Origin of the sequence: Flaviramulus multivorans (assembly GCF_021728415.1) — a bacterium.
GTDB lineage: Bacteria > Bacteroidota > Bacteroidia > Flavobacteriales > Flavobacteriaceae > Sabulilitoribacter > Sabulilitoribacter multivorans.
This window is the reverse complement of sequence record NZ_JAKKDV010000002.1, coordinates 247033-268736: the sequence shown is the minus strand read 5'-3', so window position 1 is coordinate 268736 and position 21704 is coordinate 247033. Positions and strand designations below refer to the sequence as shown.

Below are 21704 nucleotides of genomic sequence, written 5' to 3'. Positions count from 1 at the left end.
TGCTATTTTGGCGCAAAGTTAAGCTTAATAATCTGTTTAGACTAAATGCGCGTTATCTATTTCAATACGGTATGTAGCTTTAAAAGTTTTACCAGCTTGAAGCTCCATAATACCTTCTTTTTCTTTAAGGTTTTGATTGGTTTGTTCACTATCGGCAATTCCTAACCATGGCTCAATACAAACATAATTGCCACTGGGTTTTGCCCAAATGCCCAAGTAACTAAAATCGGGATAATCTACGGTTAAAATGGTCCCATGATGCTTACTTTTTAAACGAACGTTTCTCGACTTTAAATCTTTAAAAACAAGAGCGTCTGCTTCAAACAATTCGTGAGTTAATGCAATGGTGTTGGAGTTGTTAAAAACAGCCTCCGATTTGTTTGAAATAAGCCCGTTAGCCATATTTATAAGATGCCTTTTGGAGTTTTCGTTATGCTCAAATTCTAAATAATAATCCTCGTAAGATTCATTATCAAAAACAGGACATTTAAATGCTGGATGCCCGCCAACCGAGAAATACATGGGTTTTGAATCCCTATTTTTTACAGTGTGTAAAATGTCGATACAGTTATCTTTAAGCGTATACGTTATATAAAATTCAAATTGGAATGGATAGGTTTTTAGTAGCTCATCGTTTGATGTTAACCTGAACGTTAGGCTGTTTTCAGTCTGCTCGAATAATTCCACATCTTTATTTCGTCTTAAAAAACCGTGCTTTGGATGTGCATAGGTTTTACCTTCATATATAAAACTATCGTCTTTTAACGCTCCAATAACCGGAAATAAATTAGGGGCATAACTACCCCAAACCTCTGGGTCGGCATCCCACATAAAAGCGGTGTTATTTTTAGTTGAAGAAATTTCACAGAGTTCGGCGCCCGTTTTTTTAACGGCGATTTTAAGTTTATGGTTTTGTAATGTGTACATGCTAGGTTTATGTTTAAACTAATTTACAAAATACTTAAAATTTTAAGTATTCTAACTAACTTTGCCTTGTAATTATTTTTTATTGAGAACCGAGCGACTTCATAACATAGAAAACATCGAATTATTTAAAAATCAGTTATTGATTTGGGCACAGCAATTTGATGATGTTGTGTGGTTAGATTCTAATAACTACGCTCAAAAACATGCTAATTACAATGCAGTTTTGGCTGTGGATGCCTTCACAAGTATTCAAACCGATTACCAACAAGGTTTTGAAAAATTAAAAGAATACCAAAGCATTACAAACGATTGGATTTTTGGGTATTTAGCTTATGATTTAAAAAATGATGTGGAAGCCTTAGGTTCGAATAATTTTGATGGACTGGGGTTTCCGGATTTATTCTTTTTTCAGCCTAAAAAATTATTTCTCATTAAAGGAAATGTCATAGACATTAGGTATTTATCTGTTGTTGAAGATGAAATAGAAAACGATTTAAAAGGAATTCAGCAATACAAAGAATCAACACACGAGCATATTGATAATCCTGTAAAAATCAAGCTTCGCATACATAAAGACGAGTATTTCGAGAAAGTAAATAATATGCTGGAGCATATTCACCGAGGTGATATTTATGAAGCTAATTTTTGTCAGGAATTTTATGCTGAGGATACCGCCATCAATCCCGTAGAAACCTATAAAAAACTGAATGCCATTTCCAATCCGCCATTTGCTACTTTTTTGAAATGTTATGACAAATATTTGTTATCAGCTTCTCCAGAGCGGTATTTAAAAAAAGATGGTGATACCATTGTTTCGCAGCCGATAAAAGGTACTGCAAAGCGTTCGGAAAACGCACAGGAAGACGCCCAACTGAAGGTAGATTTAGCAAATGATGAAAAGGAACGTAGTGAAAACATCATGATTGTTGATTTGGTACGTAATGATTTATCAAAAACCGCCATAAAAGGCAGTGTAAAGGTTGAAGAGTTATGTAAAATCTATACCTTTGATCAGGTACACCAAATGATATCAACCGTAACTTCGAAAATTGATAGTAAAACCCATCCCGTAGATGTTATAAAAAGCACCTTTCCAATGGGTAGTATGACGGGCGCTCCGAAAATTTCGGCAATGAAAATTATTGAAGCCTTGGAAGAAACTAAACGCGGACTTTACTCAGGTACGGTCGGTTATTTTTCACCTTCAGGAGATTTCGATTTTAATGTTGTTATCCGCAGTATTTTATACAACGATACCAAAAAGTACGTGTCCTATTCTGTTGGTAGTGCTATTACTTCAAAAAGCGACCCACTAAAAGAATATGAAGAGTGTTTAGTTAAGGCTAAAGCCATGCGTGAGGTGTTAGAGAATTAGAAAATAATAGTTTAAATTTATAAGATGAGAAAAGCAGTGTATTTAGTATTGATTAGTGTGTTAATACTTGGGTGTAAAAAAGATGTAAACAAGCCGCAAGTGTTTGATTATGGAACTATTGAAAATGGTGTGTATAGCAATACTTTTTTCGGGTTTAAACTTCCAGTAAACGATACGTGGTATGTTTTAAATAATGATGAAGCCAATAATGTTTACAAGGAAGGTAATAAAATTGCAGCGGGAGATAATAGTTCGCTAAAAGAAATACTTTCGGCTTCTGATATCAATTTAGCTAAATTATTTACGGCTTTCAGGGAAGAACCGGGAACGAGTATGTTTTATAATCCATCTTTATTGATAAACGCTGAAAACCTAAATAACGCAGCTAATATAAAATCTACTTCGGATTATTTAAGGGAAGCTAAAAAAATATTAAATCAAACTCAGATGCAGATTCAGTTGATGGAAGAAAAGGAAAACGTGAAAATTGGTTCGCAGAATTTTGGATACATTAAATTGAAAAATACGTTTGAAGAGCAGGATATCATTCAAGATTACTATGTAACTATTAAAAACGGGTTTGCACTTGCTATAATTATGTCTTATGTAGAAGAAGAGGGTAAGAACGAAGTTTACACCATGTTTGACGCGCTAGAAATTTAATTGAAAATCGAAAACTTTCAACAACATATTGAATCAAAATTTCCTTTTTTAAAAGAAGGCAAGTTTCTTATTGCTATTTCTGGAGGTATTGATAGTGTGGTTTTAACACATGTATGTCACAAGCTTAAATTAAACATGGCTTTGGCGCATTGTAATTTTAATTTACGAGGTAAAGAAAGTGATGCGGATGAAGAATTTGTTTTACAATTAGCTGAAGATTTAGATTTAGAAGTTTTTATTGAAAATTTTGATACCGAATCGTACGCAAAAGACCATAAACGGTCTATTCAAATGGCGGCAAGGGAGTTGCGCTATACGTGGTTTGAAGAATTATCAGAACAATTGCAGTTTGATTATGTTTTAACGGCGCATCATGCCGATGATAATTTAGAAACCTTTTTAATCAATTTTACAAGAGGTACGGGACTTGATGGATTGACGGGCATTCCGGAAATAAAAGGCAAATTTGTGAGACCTCTTTTGGCGTTTTCAAGTGAGAATATTGCAACCTATGCAAAAGAAAACCGTATTAAGTGGCGCGATGATAGTAGTAATAAATCGGTTAAATATTTACGAAACAAACTGCGCCATGAAGTTATTCCTATTTTAAAAGAAATAAACCCAAGTTTGCTTCAAAGTTTTCAATCTACATTAAGCAACTTACAAGATACTTCGAGTATAGTTGCAGATTCCATAGACGATTTTTTAAATAAAACCATCGAAAGCATATCGGATTATGAGGTGAAATTTAAAATTTCAGAATTTAAAAAAACAAGTAATTCCAAAGCCTATTTATTTGAGACTTTTAAAGAGTTTGGATTTTCAGAATGGAATGATGTTGTCGATTTGTTAGATGCTGAAACGGGTAAATTAGTACTTTCTCAAACGCATCGATTGATAAAAAACAGAGAGCATTTATTACTAAGCAGAATTAGTACAGAAGACAACTCCATTTATGAGGTTTCCAAAACGGATAAAGCAATTAAAACACCTTTAGGTACATTGTTTTTTGATGAAGCTGATGCTATTTTTGGAAAACGGACGAATGTAATTTATGTAGATAAAAGCAAGTTAAATTACCCTTTGAAAATCCGTAAATGGCAAGAAGGCGATGTGTTTTATCCTTTGGGGATGACTGGAAAAAAGAAACTTAGCAAGTATTTTAAAGACGAAAAAATGTCGTTGCTAGATAAAGAAAACACGTGGTTGTTGTGTTCTGAAAATACTATTGTTTGGGTAATTAATAAACGTGCTGATGATAGGTTTAAGGTTACTGATAAAACAAAACAAATTTTAAAAATAGAATTGCAATAAATGCTTGTACAAGGACAAATAGTTGATATACCAAACAAACGCATTTATAAAGGTGAAGTAACTTTTGAGAACGGTAAAATATCCTCTATTCAAGAAAAAGAACATAACACAAACCAATACATTCTTCCTGGTTTTGTTGATGCCCATATTCACATAGAAAGTTCTATGTTAGTTCCCAGCGAATTTGCAAAACTTGCGGTTACACATGGTACGGTGGCTACGGTTTCTGATCCACATGAAATAGCCAATGTGTTAGGGGTTGAGGGTGTAAACTTTATGATTGAAAATGGTAAGAAGGTGCCTTTTAAATTCAACTTTGGAGCGCCTTCATGTGTACCAGCAACTAATTTTGAGTCGGCTGGCGCCGTTATAGATTCTAACGGTATAAAATCACTTCTTGAAAGCCCAGATATAAAGTATTTAGCAGAAATGATGAACTATCCTGGAGTTATTTTTAATGATGAAGAAGTCTTAAAAAAAATCGCATGGGCAAAACATTATAACAAACCTGTGGATGGTCATGCACCAGGGTTGAGAGGAGCCGATATTACAAAATACATCAACACTGGAATTTCAACCGACCATGAATGTTTTACTTATGAGGAAGCTTTAGAGAAACTTCAAAAAGGCATGAAAATTTTAATTCGAGAAGGTAGTGCCGCCAAAAACTTTGAAGCTTTAATAGATTTACTTCCAGAGCATTTTGAGAATATGATGTTTTGTAGTGATGATAAGCATCCTGATGATTTATTAATCAACCATATTAATAAATTATGTGCGCGGGCTGTTGCAAAAAATATCGATGTTTTTAAAGTGTTGCAAGTTGCATGTATAAATCCTGTAAAGCATTACAATTTAGACGTTGGTTTATTGAGAGTCGGTGATGGTGCCGATTTTATAGTTGTGGAAGATTTGAAAGACTTTAAGACGCTTCAAACCTTTATTGATGGGAGCTTAGTGTTTGATAATGGACAATCGTTAATAGAATCGGTGTCTTTTAAAAACCTAAATAACTTTAATTGTTCTAAAAAAGAAGTTTCAGATTTCAGGATCGAATCATCAACAAAAAAAATTCGTGTTATTGAAGCTTTAGAAGGGCAATTAGTTACTAACGAATTAGTTGAAAATGCATTGTTAAATGATAACAATATTGTTTCAAACGTGGATGCAGATATTCTAAAAATGACAGTTGTTAATCGTTACAATAATGCAAAACCTGCCATTGCATTTATAAAGAATTTTGGATTACAAGAAGGTGCTATTGCTTCTTCTGTAGGTCATGATTCTCATAATATTATTGCTGTTGGAGTAAGTGACGAAGCCATATGTAAAGCCGTTAACCTATTAATAGAAAATAAAGGAGGCATTTGTGCTGTCTCAGAAGCTACAGAAAAAATTGTACCATTGCCAGTTGCTGGAATTATGAGCGATAAAGATGGAGTAACCATAGGGAAACAATACGCTGAATTGGATACAATGGCAAAACAGTTAGGTTCTAAATTACACGCACCTTATATGACCTTGTCTTTTATGGCATTGTTGGTTATACCTTCGTTAAAATTGAGCGATAAAGGATTATTTAACGGAACTGATTTTAAATTCACACCTCTAGAAGTCGATTAAAATATGCCAGTAATTGAGTCTACCTATAAACCTCCATTTTATTTTAAAAACGGATTTGTTTCAACCGTTTATTCTGGATTAATCAGACGCATTTCACTAAAGCAAGAACGGGAACGCATTACACTTAGTGATGGTGATTTTTTAGATTTAGATTGGAGTTTTTCAAACCAGAAAACCAATAAGGTAATTATTTTGTTGCACGGACTAGAAGGTCATGCACAACGCCCTTATATGACGGGAGCTGCAAAACTTTTTAACCAAAATAGCATCGATGCTGTTTGTGTTAATTTTAGAGGATGTAGCGGTGAAAGAAATTTAAAATACAGAAGTTACCATTCAGGTGCTACTGATGATTTAGAAGAGATTATCGACCATATAATTAAAGAAAAAAACTATGAAGAAATCTATTTAAAAGGTATTAGTTTAGGAGGAAATCTTATATTAAAATATTTAGGCGAGCGTACTAATGTGCCTAAACAAGTTAAAGCTGCTATAGGTGTTTCGGTTCCATGCGATTTAAATGGATCCTGCAAGGAGTTGCATAAGTTGAAAAACAAATTGTTCCGTGATAGATTTTTAAAGGATTTGTTATTTCACCTAAAAGAGAAACAAAAAGCTTTTTCCGATAAAATAAGTTTAGACGATGTGAATTCAATAAAAACATTGTTAGACCTTGATAACGTTTATACCTCAAAAGCGCATGGTTTTAAAGATGCTTTGGAGTATTATGAAAAATGTAGCGCATTACAGTTTCTTGTAAATATTAAAGTCCCAACTTTAATTATTAATGCTCTAAATGATTCTTTTTTGTCGCCCGAATGTTACCCCATAAAAGAAGCTAAAAAGAATTCAAATCTTCATTTAGAAATGCCAAATTATGGCGGACATGTAGGGTTTATTGATAAGAGAAATGTTTATTATAACGAAAAACGTGCACTAGAGTTTATCAATAAAATTACTTCTTAAGCACTTCAGGAAAACTATTTACGGTAATATCCCATAACTCTGGAAGCAGAAAGTAAACAAAAAGGGTTAATATGATTATGGAAACTAGATTCATAAAAAGACCTTTACGAACCATATCTGGAATTTTTAAATAACCCGAACCAAAAACCACAGCGTTCGGTGGTGTAGCTACAGGTAGCATAAATGCACAAGACGCCGCTACAGTGGCGCTTACCATCAGGATAAAAGGGTGCACTTCAATACTTAAAGCCATAGGTGCAAGCACAGGTAATAGCATAGCGGTTGTAGCGAGATTTGACGTGATTTCTGTTAAAAAGTTTACGGCTGCTATTAAAAGTAATATTAAAAAAATGAGATTTAATCCTGCAAAGGAAGTCATTTGATTTCCTATCCATAACGCAAGTCCACTAGTCTCAAAACCTTTGGCGAGTGCCATTCCACCACCAAATAAAAGGATAATTCCCCAAGGCAGATTTTTAGTATCCTTCCAACTTATTAATTTTTTACTTTTTGTTTTTGAAGGAATTATAAATAGAATAACAGCAAATAAAATAGCGATAATAGTATCATCAAGTTGAGGGAATATTTTTTGAAGCAAAAAGGAACGTGTAATCCAACAGAAAGCTGTTGTAGCAAAAACAATAGCAACAATTTTTTCTTCATAACTCATACTTCCTAAGGAGTTTAGCAATCGTTTAATTTCGGCTTTCCCACCAGGGAATTCTAATTGCTTAAACGTAAAAGCGTAGGATGTTAAATATTTCCAACAGATAAAAATTAATACTAATGAAATAGGAAATCCAAATATAAACCACTGTAAAAAAGTAATTTCGTAACCATAGGTTTCTAAAACAACCCCTGCCAAAACTAAGTTAGGTGGTGTTCCAATTAAAGTCGCAATACCACCAATAGATGCGCTGTAAGCAATGGCTAACATTAAAGATTTACCAAAAATCAGGTTTTCATCTTTTTCTGTTTCAGGATTATCTTTTAATTGTTTGATTATGGCAATTCCTATAGGTAACATCATTACAGAGGTGGCTGTATTCGATATCCACATTGACAAAAATGCGGTAGCCACCATAAAACCCAAGATGATTTTTTTAATGTTTGAACCAATAAGATTGATAATATTAAGAGCTATCCGTTTGTGCAAGTTCCATTTTTCAATAGCAATAGCAATAATGAAACCACCTAAATAAAGGAACACATATTTATGGCCAAATGAAGCGGTGGTAGATGCAATATCTAAACTACCAGAAAGCGGAAATAATACAATAGGTAATAAAGCAGTAGCAGCAATGGGGATGGCTTCGGTAATCCACCAAATGGCAATCCAAGCGGTTGAAGCTAAAATACCATTTGCTTCATCTGATAAACCTTCGGGAGAGAAAAAAAGACGAATTAATATATAAAATAACGGACCAAGAAATAAACCAATTCGCTTCGTATTTATCATCTAATTAATTTTGAAATTGAAATAATACTTTTTTAATGTTAAAATAACAACAATCTTTAAAAATAACTTCTATTTTTTTGTATTTTTAGTAGCAATTCTAAAATATTCTTATAACCATGCCAACATTCAATTTAAAGATTAACAACAAAAAGCATACGGTAGATACCGATGCAGACACCCCGTTATTATGGGTTCTAAGGGATGAAATTAATTTAGTTGGCACCAAATATGGCTGTGGTATTGGTCAATGCGGTGCTTGTACCATTCATGTGGATGGTAGTGCTATGCGTAGTTGCTTACTTCAAGTGTCTCAAGCCGAGGGTAAGAATATCACAACAATTGAAGGTCTTTCTGAAGAAGGTGATCACCCAGTTCAAAAGGCGTGGTTAGAACACGATGTGCCACAATGTGGGTATTGTCAAAGCGGTCAAATTATGAACGCTGCTGCCTTTTTAAAGGAAAATCCAAATCCAACGGATGAGGATATTGAAACCGCTATGGATGGAAACATTTGCAGATGTGGTACTTACACAAGAATTAAAAAAGCCATTAAAACGGCTTCCAAACTTTAAATTAGGCATCATGACAAAAATAAAAACACAATATAATCGTCGTTCTTTCTTAAAAGTATCTGCTGCTGCAGGTGGTGGTATGCTTATAGGGTTTAGCTGGCTAACGGGATGTACTTCGGATAAAAAAATGGATAAAATTGCTGTTCCTAATGAATGGTTTGATATCAATGGTTATATTAAAATTGGCGATACAGGATTGGTGACGATTTATTCACCCAACCCTGAAATTGGTCAAAACGTAAGAACCTCCATGCCCATGATTGTTGCTGATGAATTGGATGTAGACTGGGAAAATGTAGTTGTTGAACAAGCGCCATTAAATACAGGCTTTTATCAAAATCAATTTGCAGGCGGAAGTCTTTCTATTAAACTAAGTTGGAATGCGCTAAGAATGGCAGGTGCAACCGGCAGAAGAATGTTATTAGAGGCTGCAGCAAAAGAGTGGCAATTAAATGTTTCAGATTTATCAGTTGAAAAGGGTATTATAAAAGAAAAAAATGGCGAAAGAACAGTGTCTTATGGAGAAATTGCTTCAAAAGCGGTTGGTATAGAAATTCCTGAAGAAGTTGAACTTAAAGAAATTTCAGATTTTAAATTGATTGGTACTAGTATCAAAAATGTGGATGGTAAAAAAATTGTCACTGGAGAACCTTTATTTGGTTTAGACTTTCATAGGGAAGGCATGAAACTTGCCATGATTCAGCATCCTCCAGCTTTCGGAATGAAAATAAAAGATTTTAATGAAGCAGAAATTAAGGCTATGCCAGGAATAGATGATGCTTTTATTATTGATACCACAATTGAAGAACCAGATTGGTGTGATGAAAAAGGTTTCCTCCAGCTTATAGCTATTGTTGGTGATTCGACATGGCAATTAATGAAGGCTAAAAAAGCTATTAAAGCGAATTGGGAAACTATAAGACCATTGGAGAGTTCAGAATCTCATTTAGCGAATTTGGAACAGGCACTATTATCTGGGAAAGTTGGCCAAAGCAGAAGAGATGGTAACCCTGAAGCGGCATTTAAAAAAGCTGCCAAAGTTATTGAACGTACTTACAGTTCTCCTTTTATGGCTCACAATACTATGGAACCTATGAATTTCTTTGCTAATGTTACTGATTCCTCAGCAGAACTCATTGGGCCTGTACAAACACCTGAAGCTCTTGAAAAATCTGTTTCTAAATTATTAAATCTTGATTTAGAGAATGTAACCGTTAATATGACGCGTATGGGCGGAGGTTTTGGAAGAAGATTGTATGTGCACTTTGGTGTTGAAGCGGCAGCTATCTCAAAGAGAATTGGGGCTCCAGTTAAACTTATTTATTCAAGAGAGGATGATATGACCCAAGGAACTTATCGCCCTGCATATAGATCAACTTATAAGGCTGGGTTAGATGAAAATAATAATCTTATCGCCTTTACTGTTAGAGGCGCTGGTCTTCCAGAAGGACCAGTATTTCCAAATCGTTTTCCGGCGGGATCAGTAGATAATTATGCTGCTGAACAAATTTCAGGCGAAACGAATATTACTACAGGCGCTTGGAGAGCACCGCGTTCTCATTTTACCGCTGGAGCAGAACAAGCATTTTTGGATGAAGTTGCGGAATTAGCAGGAAAGGATCCCATAGATTTCCGTTTGGAGTTATTTAATCGTGCTATTAGTAACCCTGTTGGTGATGAATATGAATATGATGCTGAACGATATGCAGGCGTTTTAAAACTTGTTAAAGAAAAATGTAATTGGGGTGAAACAAAACCAGGTGTTTATCGAGGCGTGGCAGCGTATTTTTGTCATTCTAGTTATGTTGCAGAAGTTGTTGACTTGGTTTTAGAAAACGGACAACCAAAAATTAAAAATGTATGGTGCGCGGTTGATTGCGGAATTGTAGTCAACCCTGATGGAGCAAAACATCAAATTGAAGGAGGGGTTATCGATGGTATTGGTCATGCCATGTATAGTCAATTAACGTTTGATAATGGAGTACCTAATCAAATGAATTTTGATACATATCAAATGATTCGTCATTCACAAGCTCCTGAAAATATAGAGGTTTTCTTTATTGAAAATGAAATTGCACCTACAGGATTGGGTGAACCAGGGCTTCCGCCTGCGGTTGGAGCATTGGCCAACGCACTTTACCAAGCAACAGGAAAACGAATCACTGAACAACCTTTTAGCCTTAATATGAATGTTGGGGAAAAACAACTTTTAGGGTAGGATTTTATTTTATAATTAGTCATTTTTAATGAGTTTATCCCCAGACGAAAAAGCTAAAACACCCGAAATGTTTTTAAGCTTAAAAACAAAATCACCTTTTAAAAACAGTGTGGGTTTGGGAGCTATAAAGTCATCTCTTGAGCATGTTTCAAAATACATGAATATAAGTGATGCGCTAAAACTTTCTCTTAAAATAAATCAAAAAGGAGGGTTTGATTGCCCAGGTTGTGCATGGCCAGATCCAGATGATGAGCGCTCTTCTTTGGGTGAATACTGTGAGAATGGTGTAAAAGCTATTGCAGAAGAAGCTCAAAACAAAACAATCAACAGAGATTTTTTTGAAAAACATTCGGTGGATGAACTTTCGGCGATATCTGATTTTGAAATTGGTAAATCTGGTCGATTGGCGGAACCTATGTTTTTAGCTGAAGGAGCATCACATTATCAACCTATTACTTGGGAAGCTGCTTTTGAAAAAGTTGGAGAACATTTAAATGCTCTCAATAACCCTGATGAAGCTGTTTTTTATACTTCTGGAAGAACTACCAATGAAGCTGCGTTTCTCTATCAACTTTTTGTAAGAGAGTTTGGAACATCCAATTTGCCAGATTGTTCTAACATGTGCCATGAAGCAAGTGGTAGTGCCTTATCTGAAACCTTAGGAATTGGGAAAGGCTCTGTAACGCTAGATGATTTATACAAAGCTGAGGTGGTTATAGTTATTGGGCAAAACCCAGGCACCAATCATCCTAGAATGCTTACGGCATTAGAAAAATGCAAAAATAATGGCGGTAAAATTATTGCTATAAACCCGCTTCCTGAAGCTGGACTTATAAAATTTACTAATCCCCAAAATCCTTTTAAACTACTTTCTGGTGGTACTCAAATAGCCGATGTATTTGTGCCAATAACCATAAATGGAGACGTAGCTTTTTTTAAAGCACTTCTACTTAAGCTGTTGGAAAAAGAGGAGGAATCTGGTAATGTATTTGACAAAGCTTTTATTGAGGAATTTACACATGGTTATCAAGAGTTTACAACGAATTTGAAAACCTATAGCTTTGAAGCTTGTTTGGAAGCATCAGGAGTTTCAATTGAAATTTTTAATGAAGTTTTCAAATTGATTTTAAACAATGAAAAGCTCATTATTTGTTGGGCTATGGGCTTAACGCAGCACCAAAATGCAGTTGATAATATTAGAGAAATAGTCAATCTTCTGTTATTGAAAGGGAGTATAGGTAAAGAGGGTGCTGGAACTTGTCCTGTGCGAGGTCATTCTAATGTTCAAGGGGACAGAACAGTCGGTATTTGGGAATCAGCACCACAGGCATTTTTAGATAAAATAGAAGCTAAATATGGCTTTAAGCCTTCAACAAAGCATGGTTATTCGGTAATTGATGCTATCAAGGCTATGTATGAAAAGAAGGCAAAAGTGTTTTTTGGTCTTGGAGGGAATTTTATTTCAGCGGTTCCAGATACCAAGTATTCTGCACAAGCATTGGCAAATTGTAATTTAACGGTGCATGTAAGTACCAAACTTAACCGTTCACATTTAGTAACAGGCAGAGAAGCCTTGATTTTACCATGCTTGGGTCGAACCGAAAAAGATTATCAAAAAACAGGTGTTCAAGTGCAAAGTGTTGAAAATTCTATGGGAATAGTATCATCAACCAAAGGAATTTTAGAGCCTTGCTCCGACAATTTATTGAGTGAAGTTGCGGTAGTCTGTGGTATAGCAAATGCCACTTTAAAGGAGCGTTCAAAGATTAATTGGTTGCAATATAAAGATGATTATAATTTGGTTAGAGACGATATTCAAGAAGTAGTTGATGGTTTTCAAGATTATAACAACCGATTAAAACAACCATCAGGTTTTTATTTACCAAATGGTGCACGGATTAGACAATTTAAAACTAAAACAGGAAAGGCTAATTTTTCAATAAATAAATTACCTGCTTGGAAACTTAAGAAAGATGAATTGATAATGATGACGATTCGTAGCCATGATCAGTTTAATACGACTATTTACGGATTAGACGATAGATATCGAGGCGTTTTTAACGAAAGACGTGTTATTTTTATGAATAAGGAGGACATGAATCTTCAGCATTTATCAGAGCATCAAGTAGTTAACTTAAAATCTGAATATAACGGTGTGGTGAGAGAAGCTAAAAATTTTAAAGTAGTTGGTTATGATATTCCCAAAAATTGTTGTGCTACGTATTTTCCTGAAACCAATGTGCTTGTGCCTTTAGATAGTTTTGCTCATACAGCTAAAACGCCTGCATCTAAAAGTGTTATTATAACGGTGGAATCGGTAAAATAACTCCAACTACTACCCACCAATAGTAATCATACTTCTATTATTGTTATGTAATTTGGGTTCTTGTAGCTTTTCTAAAGTATCCATACCTCCACGAACTTTAAACTTTGCCTGTACTGCTTTTTGAATTATAGATTCAATAGGTTTTCCTGTGCGAAGAGTAGTTAATAAATCTGATTCTGTTGATGAAAACAAACAGTTTTTTAGATGACCGTTAGCAGTTAATCGTAATCTATTACAAGAATCGCAAAACGGGTTGGTAACCGAACTAATAATAGCAAAACTACCTTTGTAGCCCTCTATTTTGTAATTTTTTGAAGTGTCGTTTGGCGCGTCTTCTAACCTAACAACTCGGTCTTTTGAGAACGAAGCATTTACATAATTCATAACTTCAACATAGGATACCATCTTACTCATATCCCATTTATTGCCATCAAATGGCATGAACTCAATAAAACGAACAGATATTGGTAAATCTTTAGTAAAATGTATAAAATCGATGATTTCATTATCATTAAAACCCTTCATCAAAACGGCATTTACTTTTACAGTAAAGCCTTCTTTTACCAATAATAAAATGTTGTTGTAAACTTTCTCAAATTCGTGTCGTCTTGTAATATGTTTGAATTTGGCAGCATCTAAAGAATCGAGACTTACATTAATTTTTTTAACACCGTTTGCTTTTAATACATCAATAAACTTATCGATAATTACAGCATTAGATGTGATAGATAACTCAACAGGTAGAGTTGCTAGTTTTTCTAAAATAACAGGAATATCTTTCCGAATCAAAGGTTCGCCACCGGTAAGTCGTATTTTGGTAACACCATGTTTTACAAAGGTTTTGGCTATTTCATAGATTTCCTCATAAGTCATTAAATGACTTTTAGGAGAAAGTTGTACACCTTGCTCGGGCATACAGTAAGTGCAGCGTAAATTACAACGTTCAATTAACGAAATACGTAAGTAGGCATGGTCTCTACCATGTGAATCTTGTAATATGTTCTTTTTATTTGTCATTAGTCGTGTCTCGCACCTTTTAAAATTCCAAAAATGTGTAATACGGAAGGAAATATAGCATCCATAGATTCTTTAGCACCATTGGTTGATCCTGGCAAAGCTAAAACCAATGTGTTATTAATAGTTCCAGCTACACTTCTTGACAACATCGCATAAGGCATTCGATCTTGTCCGTAACTTCTAATCGCTTCTTCAATTCCTGGGATTCGTCTATCTAGAATTGGTATTAAGGCTTCTGGTGTTACATCGCGACCCGAAAGTCCTGTACCACCGGTATAAATTATTAAATCAATACCTTGGTTTTGATAAGAATTAGCTTTTTCTTGAATAACCTCTTTTTCATCAGGAATAATCACATATTCAGAAACTACAACCTCACAAGATTTTAATTTTTCTATAATGGCTTTTCCGGCTTTATCTTCTTTATGTCCTGCTGAAATAGAATCGCTACAAACCACAACTGCTGCCGTTAAATCTTTTCTGAATTTATCTCTAAAATCAGATTTTCCGCCTTTTTTTGATAGCAATTTTATGGCATGAATCTCAATGCCTTTATCAATAGGTTTAAGCATATCATACATATTAAGCGCAACCACGCTAGCACCATGCATTGCTTCAACTTCAACTCCAGTTTTATAAATGGTTTTTACAGTAAATACAACCGTAATTTCTAGTCCATTAATTTCATATTCCACACCAGTAAATTCAATAGGTAAGGGGTGACAATCTGGTAAAATATCAGGAGTTCGTTTCACACCCAATAAACCTGCTGATTTACTCATAGCAAATACATTGCCTTTAGGTACGTTGTCGTTTTGAATCGCCGTTATCGTTTCAGGTTTGCTAACTTTTACAACTGCTTGTGCAACTGCGGTTCGAAGTGTTGTTACTTTGTGAGTTATATCGACCATTATTGTTATTTGTTTAGGTGTTTGTTGTTCAGATGTTTTCGACTTAAAGTCAATCAGCTAAACAAGATACATTTTAACTATTCACTTTCCATTGATGGCTTTCATCTTCAAAAATTTCCTTTCCAAACACAGGAACATCTGCTTTAATCGCTTCAACAATATATTCTAATGCTTCAAAAACGACTTTTCGTCTTGGTGAAGACACAAAAACGAATAAACAAATTTCGCCAGCTTTTACAGTACCTAAACTGTGATAAATGTGCATGCATGTTAAATCGAATTTCTCAAAAGCGGATTCTCTAATCTCATGAAATTTTTGATTTGCCATATCCTCATACGCAGTATATTCAATAGCAGAAACAGTTTTTCCATTAATTTCATCTGCTCTTACTTGACCTAAAAAAATATTATGAGCACCAATACTGGTTTTGGTTTGATGTTTGTAAATCGAGTTCCCTATAAATTCTGATGTAATAGCGCCTTCCTTGAAAACACTTTTCATTGGTTTTTTATCTTTCATTTTGACATCATTTTAAATGTTCTTTTATTTTATTATTTATTTCTGAAGCGCCTTCCACAATACTAAAACAGTTTTGAACTTTGTGTTCTTGTAACAATTGTGCAGCTTGTTTACTTCGTATTCCTGATTGACAAAAAAGAGCTTTCATTTTTTCTGAATCTAATTGATGTAGATTATACTCTAATTGACTTAAAGGCAAATTGATAACTTCCAAGCCTTTAATTTTTGGTTGTTCAATCGCATCTCTAACATCAATAAATTGAACGTTTTCTGAAGTCAATAGGTCTTCAATGGATGCTGTCTTTATTTCGTTTACACAATTAAAATCGATATTGGTTTTGTCGAAGTTATCTTTATTATTTAAAACAGAATGAACGGTTTCTTCCGATTTATTAAATTTTAAAATGGAATTTTGAAGTGTTAATGCGTTGTAGCACCATACTTTTCCTGAAAGCACATCACCAATACCTAAAATTATTTTTAGAACTTCATTAGCTTGCATGCTCCCAATAATTCCAGGGAGAACACCCAAAACGCCAATGTCTGAACAATTTGGAATACTTCCTTGTTTCGGTGGATTTGGAAATAGGCAACGGTAACTTGGTCCATTATTATAATTGAATACAGAAACCTGTCCTTCAAACTTATAAATGGCTCCAAATACTAAAGACTTTTGAGTTATTAGACAAGCGTCATTCACTAAATAGCGTGTTTCAAAATTATCGGAACCATCAACAATAATATCGAATTTTTCAAATAGATTAAGGGCGTTCAGATACGTTAATCGTTCCGCATAAGTGTTAATTTGTATACTATCATTTAAATCTTCCAATCGTTCCTTGGCAGCTATGGCTTTGTTTTTTCCTAATGAAGATTTACCATAGAGCACTTGACGTTGCAAATTAGAAAGTTCGACCACATCAAAATCAATAACACCAATGGTTCCAACACCGGCAGCCGCTAAATATTGCAATACAGGACAACCTAAACCACCTGCACCAACCACTAAAACTTTAGCGCTTGATAGTTTATCTTGACCAATTTGACCAATTTCTGAAAGAACAATATGTCGGTTATATCTACTCATGTTATCCGCCTGCAAATGGTGGTAATAAGGCTATTTCGTGCCCTGTTATTTTAGTGTTTTCGTTAACCAATTCTTGATTTTGCGCCACTTGAAAATTTTTGGTTTTTAGTGTGTTATACTTTCTATAAAGCGTTTCTAAAAGTTCGTAAACGTAGGTGCCTCCAAATTCTAGAGTTTCTTCTTCTAAATGCGTTATGTCTGTTAATTGTCCGAAGTATTTAATCGTTATATTCATTTTCAACAGTTTTATATTCGGTTTGTGTATTTACATTCATCGTATGTTTTATTTGATGCTTGTCTAAAACAATATTTTTCACTTTACAGTTATTTACAGCAATACGTAAACGTCGTTCATCTTGTTGTAATAAGCTATAAAAAGTTTTTGCAACCTGTTTTTTATAAAGGGCAATTAAGGGCATTGATTTTCCATCGCTTTCCATTTGAATAATATCGTGAGTGTCATCTGCAAAATCAATTAATTCCTGGAGTATTTCTGAAGTAATCAAAGGTATATCGCAACTTAAAATTAAATTATATTCGGTTGAAGAGGCTTCTAACGCTGAATATATTCCTGCAACTGGTCCCGCATTTTTAATAACATCTTCGATTCTATCAATCATAAAAACATCATAATCTGGGTTGTTTGAAACAATGATAATTTTAGATACTAAAGGCGACAAAGCATCGATACTATATTGAACAAATGGTTTGTTTTTCAAAATTAAAAAGCCTTTGTCTGTTCCCATGCGCGAACTTTTTCCACCTGCTAAAATAATACCTGTTATGTTGTTTTTGTCAAGCATTTTATGTGAATATTAATTTAAAACAAGCAATTACTAAAACGAAAGCTAGAATGTATCTTAAACTTTGATTGTTTATTTTTTTACTGCCATAGTAGCCGCCTAATACGCCACCAACTAAAGCAATGGCAACGAGAAGAAACGATTCAATCTCGATAGTAACACCACTACTTATTTGACCTATAAGTCCAGATGCTGAGTTTACCCAAATAAATAAGGCAGAAACCGCGGCTGCTTCTTTCATGTTCCCCCAATGCAACAACAATATAATTGGCGTTAGTATAATGCCGCCACCAATGCCTATTAAACCTGAAAAGAATCCAATAATACCACCTATTATTAAAGCTTGACCGATTTTCAAATCTTTGATAGTTTCGTTCTCTTTTCCAAAAACGTTCAACATTTTAAGTATGGCAAATACCAATAATACAGCAAGTATTTTTTTATAAATAGTAGCGTCAACCTCAATGGTTCCTCCTAAAAACGCCAATGGAATGGACGTTACTGCAAAGGATAAAAACAGCTTTTTATTAAAAAAACCACCTTTATAATAGTAATAAAATGAAATACCAGCAACAAACAAATTGAGTAATAGGGCAGTGGGTTTCATGGTTTCTGGAGCGAACGAAAACAATGCCATAAGCGCCAAATATCCACTGGCGCCTCCGTGACCCACACTTGAGTATAGAAAAGATACTATCGGTAAGATGAGTAAAAAAATAAATATGTTTTCGGTTTGTAACATTTAAATACGCTCAATTTTTTCCAATTGCTTGTCTAAAAACTCCCAGCAATTTTTATTAATCTCATCAAAAGCTAGAATTAACGATTTACCATAATCTGTTAGTTCTGCGCCACCACCACCTTTGCCACCAATACTATTAATGGTTACTGGTTTTTTAGCTGATTTATTAACGGAGTCTAGCAAATTCCAAGCTTTTTTATACGATATGTTTAATGCTTTTGCCGCTTTTGATAATGATCCTGTTTTATCTATCGCTTTTAATAATTGTACTCTGCCTTCGCCTAAAAGTACATGCTTATCAGACTCAATCCAGATTCTACTTTTTATTTTATAACTCATTGCTAAACAGGTAACAGAATGGTTTCAACTATATCGTTTATTATTATTTCATTTACATCTTCAGGAGCAAAAACTAAAGCATTCGAAATAGCAAAAGTTTGTTGCATCGACGAGTTTTGTCCTTCAAGAATTTCAACGTTATCGTCATTATAAATGGCTTTTAAAAATTGAGGTCTATCACCATTTTTATTAAAATTTGAAACAGATTTAGCCATAACACGAGGTAATTCTAAAACTTCTTGATTCATCATGCTTTGTAAGGCAATAAAAACATAAACATAAAAACAAGTTAATGCAGCCGCTGGATTTCCGGGAAGAGCGAAAATAGAAGTATGCTGTTTATTGCCGAAAAACAAAGGTTTCCCAGGTTTCTGTTTTACTTTATAAAACAGTTCTTCAACTTCTAACTCCTTTAACGCTTTTCCAACAAAATCGTAATCGCCAACCGAAATACCACCTGTAATAATGACTAAATCATTCGTATCAATAACTTCATTTAATTTGGAAAGGGTTTGACGATAATCGTCTTCAACTTTGTGAATGGTCACATCATAAAATTTTAAACTGTAAAGTGCGCTTAAAAGCATTTTGGAATTACTCTCGTATATTTTTCCATAGGTTAATTCTTGTCCGCCTTCAATCAATTCATTTCCGGTAGTAACTAAGGCAATATTTGGTTTTTTGTAAACAGAAACTTCGGTAATACCAAGAGAGGACAAATATCCAATGGCAGCTGGTGTTAATTTAGTACCTTTTTTAAGTGCTAAGTTGCCTTGCTTTACTTGTTCACCCAAAGGGCGAATATTATGTTCTTGATTTAATTGATGTTCAATAACGATGATGTTTCCATTTACTTTTACCTTCTCTTGCATCATAACGGCATTGGCAGAATCGGGGACTGGTGCTCCTGTAAAGATTCTAACGGCTTCTCCTTTTTTTAAAACGAGTTCATGGTTATCTCCAGCTTTTACTTCGCCTATTAAATTATATGCTAATTCATCATGTAAATTTAGCGCATAACCATCCATTGCTGATTGCCTAAAAGGAGGCATGTTTATTGGAGAGCTGACATCATCATTCAAAAAATAACTACCAGCTTTTTCAACAGGCTTTGTAACTTCTTTTAAGAGGGGTTGCGTGTGTATTTTAACTAATTGAATGGCTTCCTTAATAGAAATCATAATACTTTTCGTTATGTCTTTACAAATATAACGAAATAGTTAATTGAATTCATTAAATTAAAATACATTTCTTACATTTAAGCAGTAAACAATTAATATGCTTAAAAAAGTTTTTGGAAGCGCCGTTTTTGGCGTGGAAGCTACAACAATTACTGTTGAAGTAAATGTAGATTCGGGTATTGGTTATCACCTTGTAGGATTGCCCGATAACGCCATAAAGGAGAGTAACTATCGCATCGCGGCGGCACTTCAGAATAACGGTTATAAAATTCCAGGAAAAAAAATCACCATTAATATGGCACCTGCCGATTTAAGAAAGGAAGGAAGTGCATACGATCTTACTTTAGCCATAGGTATTCTGGCGTCCTCAAAGCAAATTGAAGCTCCCGAATTAGAGCGGTATATTATTATGGGAGAACTGTCACTGGATGGTAGTTTACAACCCATAAAAGGGGCGTTACCTATTGCTGTAAAAGCTAGAGAAGAAGGTTTTAAAGGCTTTATTTTACCATCCCAAAACGCCAAAGAAGCTGCTATTGTAGATAATTTGGAAGTGTATGGTGTTGATAATATAAAACAGGTTATAAACTATTTTGATAAAGGAGAAACATTAGAGCAAACCATTATAAATACTCGCGAAGAGTTCGAAAAAAGCCTAGATTTTCCTGAGTTTGATTTTAGCGATGTTAAAGGACAAGAAGGTATCAAGCGTTGTATGGAAATTGCTGCAGCAGGCGGACATAACATTATTTTAATTGGTCCACCTGGAGCAGGAAAAACCATGCTGGCAAAACGTTTACCTAGTATTTTGCCACCTATGACCCTTCATGAAGCTCTGGAAACTACAAAAATACATTCGGTTGTGGGTCGTGTAAAAGATACTGGATTAATGGCGCAACGTCCATTTAGGAGTCCACATCATACTATTTCAGATGTAGCTCTGGTTGGTGGTGGTGCATTTCCACAACCCGGTGAGATTTCATTATCGCACAATGGGGTTTTATTTTTAGATGAGTTACCCGAATTTAAACGTGGTGTTTTAGAAGTATTGCGTCAGCCTTTAGAGGATAGAGAAGTTACTATTTCACGGGCTAAATTTACGGTAACATACCCGTCGTCGTTTATGTTGGTGGCGAGTATGAACCCAAGTCCTGGAGGTTATTTTAATGATCCCGATGCACCTGTAACCTCGAGTCCTGCTGAGATGCAACGCTATTTGAGTAAAATCTCTGGTCCGTTGTTGGATAGAATAGATATTCATATTGAAGTAACACCAGTACCTTTTGAAAAATTATCGGACGACAGAAAAGGCGAAACCTCAGTCGAGATTAGAAAACGCGTTACCAAGGCCAGAGAAATTCAAACAAAACGTTTTAAGGAAAGTGATGCGGTGCATTATAATGCACAGATGAATACCAAACAAATTCGTAAATATTGTATATTAGATGAAGGGTCTAAGCAATTACTAAAAACGGCTATGGAGCGTTTAAATTTATCAGCCCGTGCCTACGATAGAATTTTAAAAGTAGCACGTACCATTGCAGATTTAGAAGGCACTGAAACCGTTGATGGGTCTCATATTAGTGAAGCCATTCAATATAGAAGCTTGGATCGAGAAGGCTGGTTAGGATAAAGAATTTTAGCAATCATAAATTATAAAA

Annotated in this window: 20 protein-coding genes; 9 read left to right on the top strand and 11 right to left on the bottom strand. The window is 34.6% G+C overall.

What is annotated here, in order from left to right; all coding sequences use genetic code 11:
• Positions 1-36 precede the first annotated feature (36 nt).
• Positions 37-927, bottom strand: coding sequence for an aldose 1-epimerase family protein (locus L3X39_RS06020; RefSeq protein ID WP_237230872.1), 891 nt, complete (start codon positions 925-927; stop codon positions 37-39).
• 82 nt (positions 928-1009) lie between these two features.
• On the opposite strand from L3X39_RS06020, the gene pabB reads away from it, so the two are divergent.
• The 5 genes from pabB to L3X39_RS05995 are packed head-to-tail and all read left to right on the top strand — an operon-like array spanning position 1010 to position 6868.
• Positions 1010-2302: an aminodeoxychorismate synthase component I gene (gene pabB / locus L3X39_RS06015; RefSeq protein ID WP_237230871.1), complete on the top strand. Its 1293-nt coding sequence runs from the start codon at positions 1010-1012 to the stop codon at positions 2300-2302.
• 24 nt (positions 2303-2326) lie between these two features.
• Complete coding sequence (locus tag L3X39_RS06010; protein WP_237230870.1) at positions 2327-2965, top strand: hypothetical protein; 639 nt, start codon at positions 2327-2329, stop codon at positions 2963-2965.
• Entirely contained in the window at positions 2966-4279 is a 1314-nt protein-coding gene (tilS, locus tag L3X39_RS06005) for a tRNA lysidine(34) synthetase TilS (protein ID WP_237230869.1), read from the top strand.
• Positions 4280-5902: an adenine deaminase gene (ade, locus tag L3X39_RS06000; protein WP_237230868.1), complete on the top strand. Its 1623-nt coding sequence runs from the start codon at positions 4280-4282 to the stop codon at positions 5900-5902.
• Between the two features lie 3 nt (positions 5903-5905).
• Positions 5906-6868 (top strand): YheT family hydrolase, encoded by a 963-nt coding sequence (locus L3X39_RS05995; RefSeq protein ID WP_237230867.1) that lies wholly within the window; start codon positions 5906-5908, stop codon positions 6866-6868.
• On the opposite strand, the gene L3X39_RS05990 is transcribed toward L3X39_RS05995, so the two are convergent.
• Entirely contained in the window at positions 6858-8327 is a 1470-nt protein-coding gene (locus L3X39_RS05990; RefSeq protein ID WP_237230866.1) for an SLC13 family permease, read from the bottom strand. The genes L3X39_RS05995 and L3X39_RS05990 overlap by 11 nt on opposite strands.
• A 116-nt stretch (positions 8328-8443) precedes the next feature.
• On the opposite strand from L3X39_RS05990, the gene L3X39_RS05985 reads away from it, so the two are divergent.
• From L3X39_RS05985 to L3X39_RS05975, 3 genes are read left to right on the top strand one after another with little or no spacing between them, the layout of a single operon-like run.
• Positions 8444-8899 carry a (2Fe-2S)-binding protein gene (locus tag L3X39_RS05985; protein WP_237230865.1) on the top strand — a complete coding sequence of 152 codons (456 nt, stop codon included), beginning with the start codon at positions 8444-8446 and terminating at the stop codon, positions 8897-8899.
• A 10-nt stretch (positions 8900-8909) separates the two neighbouring features.
• The gene (locus tag L3X39_RS05980; protein ID WP_237231311.1) at positions 8910-11117 is read left to right on the top strand and encodes a molybdopterin cofactor-binding domain-containing protein; all 2208 of its coding nucleotides are present in this window, start codon (positions 8910-8912) and stop codon (positions 11115-11117) included.
• Between the two features lie 28 nt (positions 11118-11145).
• Complete coding sequence (locus L3X39_RS05975; RefSeq protein WP_237230864.1) at positions 11146-13443, top strand: FdhF/YdeP family oxidoreductase; 2298 nt, start codon at positions 11146-11148, stop codon at positions 13441-13443.
• 9 nt (positions 13444-13452) lie between these two features.
• Here L3X39_RS05975 and moaA read toward each other — a convergent pair whose 3' ends face one another.
• The 9 genes from moaA to L3X39_RS05930 form a co-directional block, all read right to left on the bottom strand.
• On the bottom strand, positions 13453-14460 hold the full coding sequence (gene moaA, locus L3X39_RS05970) for a GTP 3',8-cyclase MoaA (RefSeq protein ID WP_237230863.1): 1008 nt from the start codon (positions 14458-14460) through the stop codon (positions 13453-13455).
• On the bottom strand, positions 14460-15371 hold the full coding sequence (moaCB, locus tag L3X39_RS05965) for a bifunctional molybdenum cofactor biosynthesis protein MoaC/MoaB (RefSeq protein WP_237230862.1): 912 nt from the start codon (positions 15369-15371) through the stop codon (positions 14460-14462). Before moaCB ends, moaA begins: the two co-directional genes overlap by 1 nt.
• Before the next feature lie 73 nt (positions 15372-15444).
• On the bottom strand, positions 15445-15891 hold the full coding sequence (locus L3X39_RS05960; protein WP_237230861.1) for a molybdenum cofactor biosynthesis protein MoaE: 447 nt from the start codon (positions 15889-15891) through the stop codon (positions 15445-15447).
• Positions 15892-15898: 7 nt separating this feature from the next.
• Positions 15899-16978: a HesA/MoeB/ThiF family protein gene (moeB, locus tag L3X39_RS05955; RefSeq protein WP_237230860.1), complete on the bottom strand. Its 1080-nt coding sequence runs from the start codon at positions 16976-16978 to the stop codon at positions 15899-15901.
• Position 16979: 1 nt separating this feature from the next.
• Complete coding sequence (locus L3X39_RS05950; protein WP_237230859.1) at positions 16980-17213, bottom strand: MoaD/ThiS family protein; 234 nt, start codon at positions 17211-17213, stop codon at positions 16980-16982.
• Positions 17197-17781, bottom strand: a complete 585-nt coding sequence (gene mobA, locus L3X39_RS05945) for a molybdenum cofactor guanylyltransferase (RefSeq protein WP_237230858.1) — start codon at positions 17779-17781, stop codon at positions 17197-17199. The genes L3X39_RS05950 and mobA overlap by 17 nt, the downstream gene beginning before the upstream one ends.
• A gap of 1 nt (position 17782) precedes the next feature.
• Positions 17783-18523: a sulfite exporter TauE/SafE family protein gene (locus L3X39_RS05940; RefSeq protein ID WP_237230857.1), complete on the bottom strand. Its 741-nt coding sequence runs from the start codon at positions 18521-18523 to the stop codon at positions 17783-17785.
• Positions 18524-18862, bottom strand: a complete 339-nt coding sequence (locus L3X39_RS05935; RefSeq protein WP_237230856.1) for a winged helix-turn-helix domain-containing protein — start codon at positions 18860-18862, stop codon at positions 18524-18526. It lies immediately after the preceding gene.
• A gap of 2 nt (positions 18863-18864) precedes the next feature.
• Complete coding sequence (locus L3X39_RS05930; RefSeq protein ID WP_237230855.1) at positions 18865-20043, bottom strand: molybdopterin molybdotransferase MoeA; 1179 nt, start codon at positions 20041-20043, stop codon at positions 18865-18867.
• Between the two features lie 97 nt (positions 20044-20140).
• Here L3X39_RS05930 and L3X39_RS05925 point away from each other — a divergent pair, with 97 nt between their 5' ends.
• On the top strand, positions 20141-21676 hold the full coding sequence (locus L3X39_RS05925; protein ID WP_237230854.1) for a YifB family Mg chelatase-like AAA ATPase: 1536 nt from the start codon (positions 20141-20143) through the stop codon (positions 21674-21676).
• Positions 21677-21704: the final 28 nt, after the last annotated feature.

What these genes read in the sequence shown, in the direction of transcription:
- L3X39_RS05950 (WP_237230859.1), bottom strand. Translation starts at nt 17,213, where the DNA reads ATGAATATAACGATTAAATACTTCGGACAATTAACAGACATAACGCAT.
- L3X39_RS05995 (WP_237230867.1), top strand. Translation starts at nt 5,906, where the DNA reads ATGCCAGTAATTGAGTCTACCTATAAACCTCCATTTTATTTTAAAAAC.
- L3X39_RS06010 (WP_237230870.1), top strand. Translation starts at nt 2,327, where the DNA reads ATGAGAAAAGCAGTGTATTTAGTATTGATTAGTGTGTTAATACTTGGG.
- moaA (WP_237230863.1), bottom strand. Translation starts at nt 14,460, where the DNA reads ATGACAAATAAAAAGAACATATTACAAGATTCACATGGTAGAGACCAT.
- L3X39_RS05935 (WP_237230856.1), bottom strand. Translation starts at nt 18,862, where the DNA reads ATGAGTTATAAAATAAAAAGTAGAATCTGGATTGAGTCTGATAAGCAT.
- L3X39_RS05975 (WP_237230864.1), top strand. Translation starts at nt 11,146, where the DNA reads ATGAGTTTATCCCCAGACGAAAAAGCTAAAACACCCGAAATGTTTTTA.
- L3X39_RS05930 (WP_237230855.1), bottom strand. Translation starts at nt 20,043, where the DNA reads ATGATTTCTATTAAGGAAGCCATTCAATTAGTTAAAATACACACGCAA.
- L3X39_RS05990 (WP_237230866.1), bottom strand. Translation starts at nt 8,327, where the DNA reads ATGATAAATACGAAGCGAATTGGTTTATTTCTTGGTCCGTTATTTTAT.
- L3X39_RS05940 (WP_237230857.1), bottom strand. Translation starts at nt 18,523, where the DNA reads ATGTTACAAACCGAAAACATATTTATTTTTTTACTCATCTTACCGATA.
- moeB (WP_237230860.1), bottom strand. Translation starts at nt 16,978, where the DNA reads ATGAGTAGATATAACCGACATATTGTTCTTTCAGAAATTGGTCAAATT.
- L3X39_RS05985 (WP_237230865.1), top strand. Translation starts at nt 8,444, where the DNA reads ATGCCAACATTCAATTTAAAGATTAACAACAAAAAGCATACGGTAGAT.
- ade (WP_237230868.1), top strand. Translation starts at nt 4,280, where the DNA reads ATGCTTGTACAAGGACAAATAGTTGATATACCAAACAAACGCATTTAT.
- moaCB (WP_237230862.1), bottom strand. Translation starts at nt 15,371, where the DNA reads ATGGTCGATATAACTCACAAAGTAACAACACTTCGAACCGCAGTTGCA.
- L3X39_RS05925 (WP_237230854.1), top strand. Translation starts at nt 20,141, where the DNA reads ATGCTTAAAAAAGTTTTTGGAAGCGCCGTTTTTGGCGTGGAAGCTACA.
- L3X39_RS06020 (WP_237230872.1), bottom strand. Translation starts at nt 927, where the DNA reads ATGTACACATTACAAAACCATAAACTTAAAATCGCCGTTAAAAAAACG.
- L3X39_RS05960 (WP_237230861.1), bottom strand. Translation starts at nt 15,891, where the DNA reads ATGAAAGATAAAAAACCAATGAAAAGTGTTTTCAAGGAAGGCGCTATT.
- mobA (WP_237230858.1), bottom strand. Translation starts at nt 17,781, where the DNA reads ATGCTTGACAAAAACAACATAACAGGTATTATTTTAGCAGGTGGAAAA.
- L3X39_RS05980 (WP_237231311.1), top strand. Translation starts at nt 8,910, where the DNA reads ATGACAAAAATAAAAACACAATATAATCGTCGTTCTTTCTTAAAAGTA.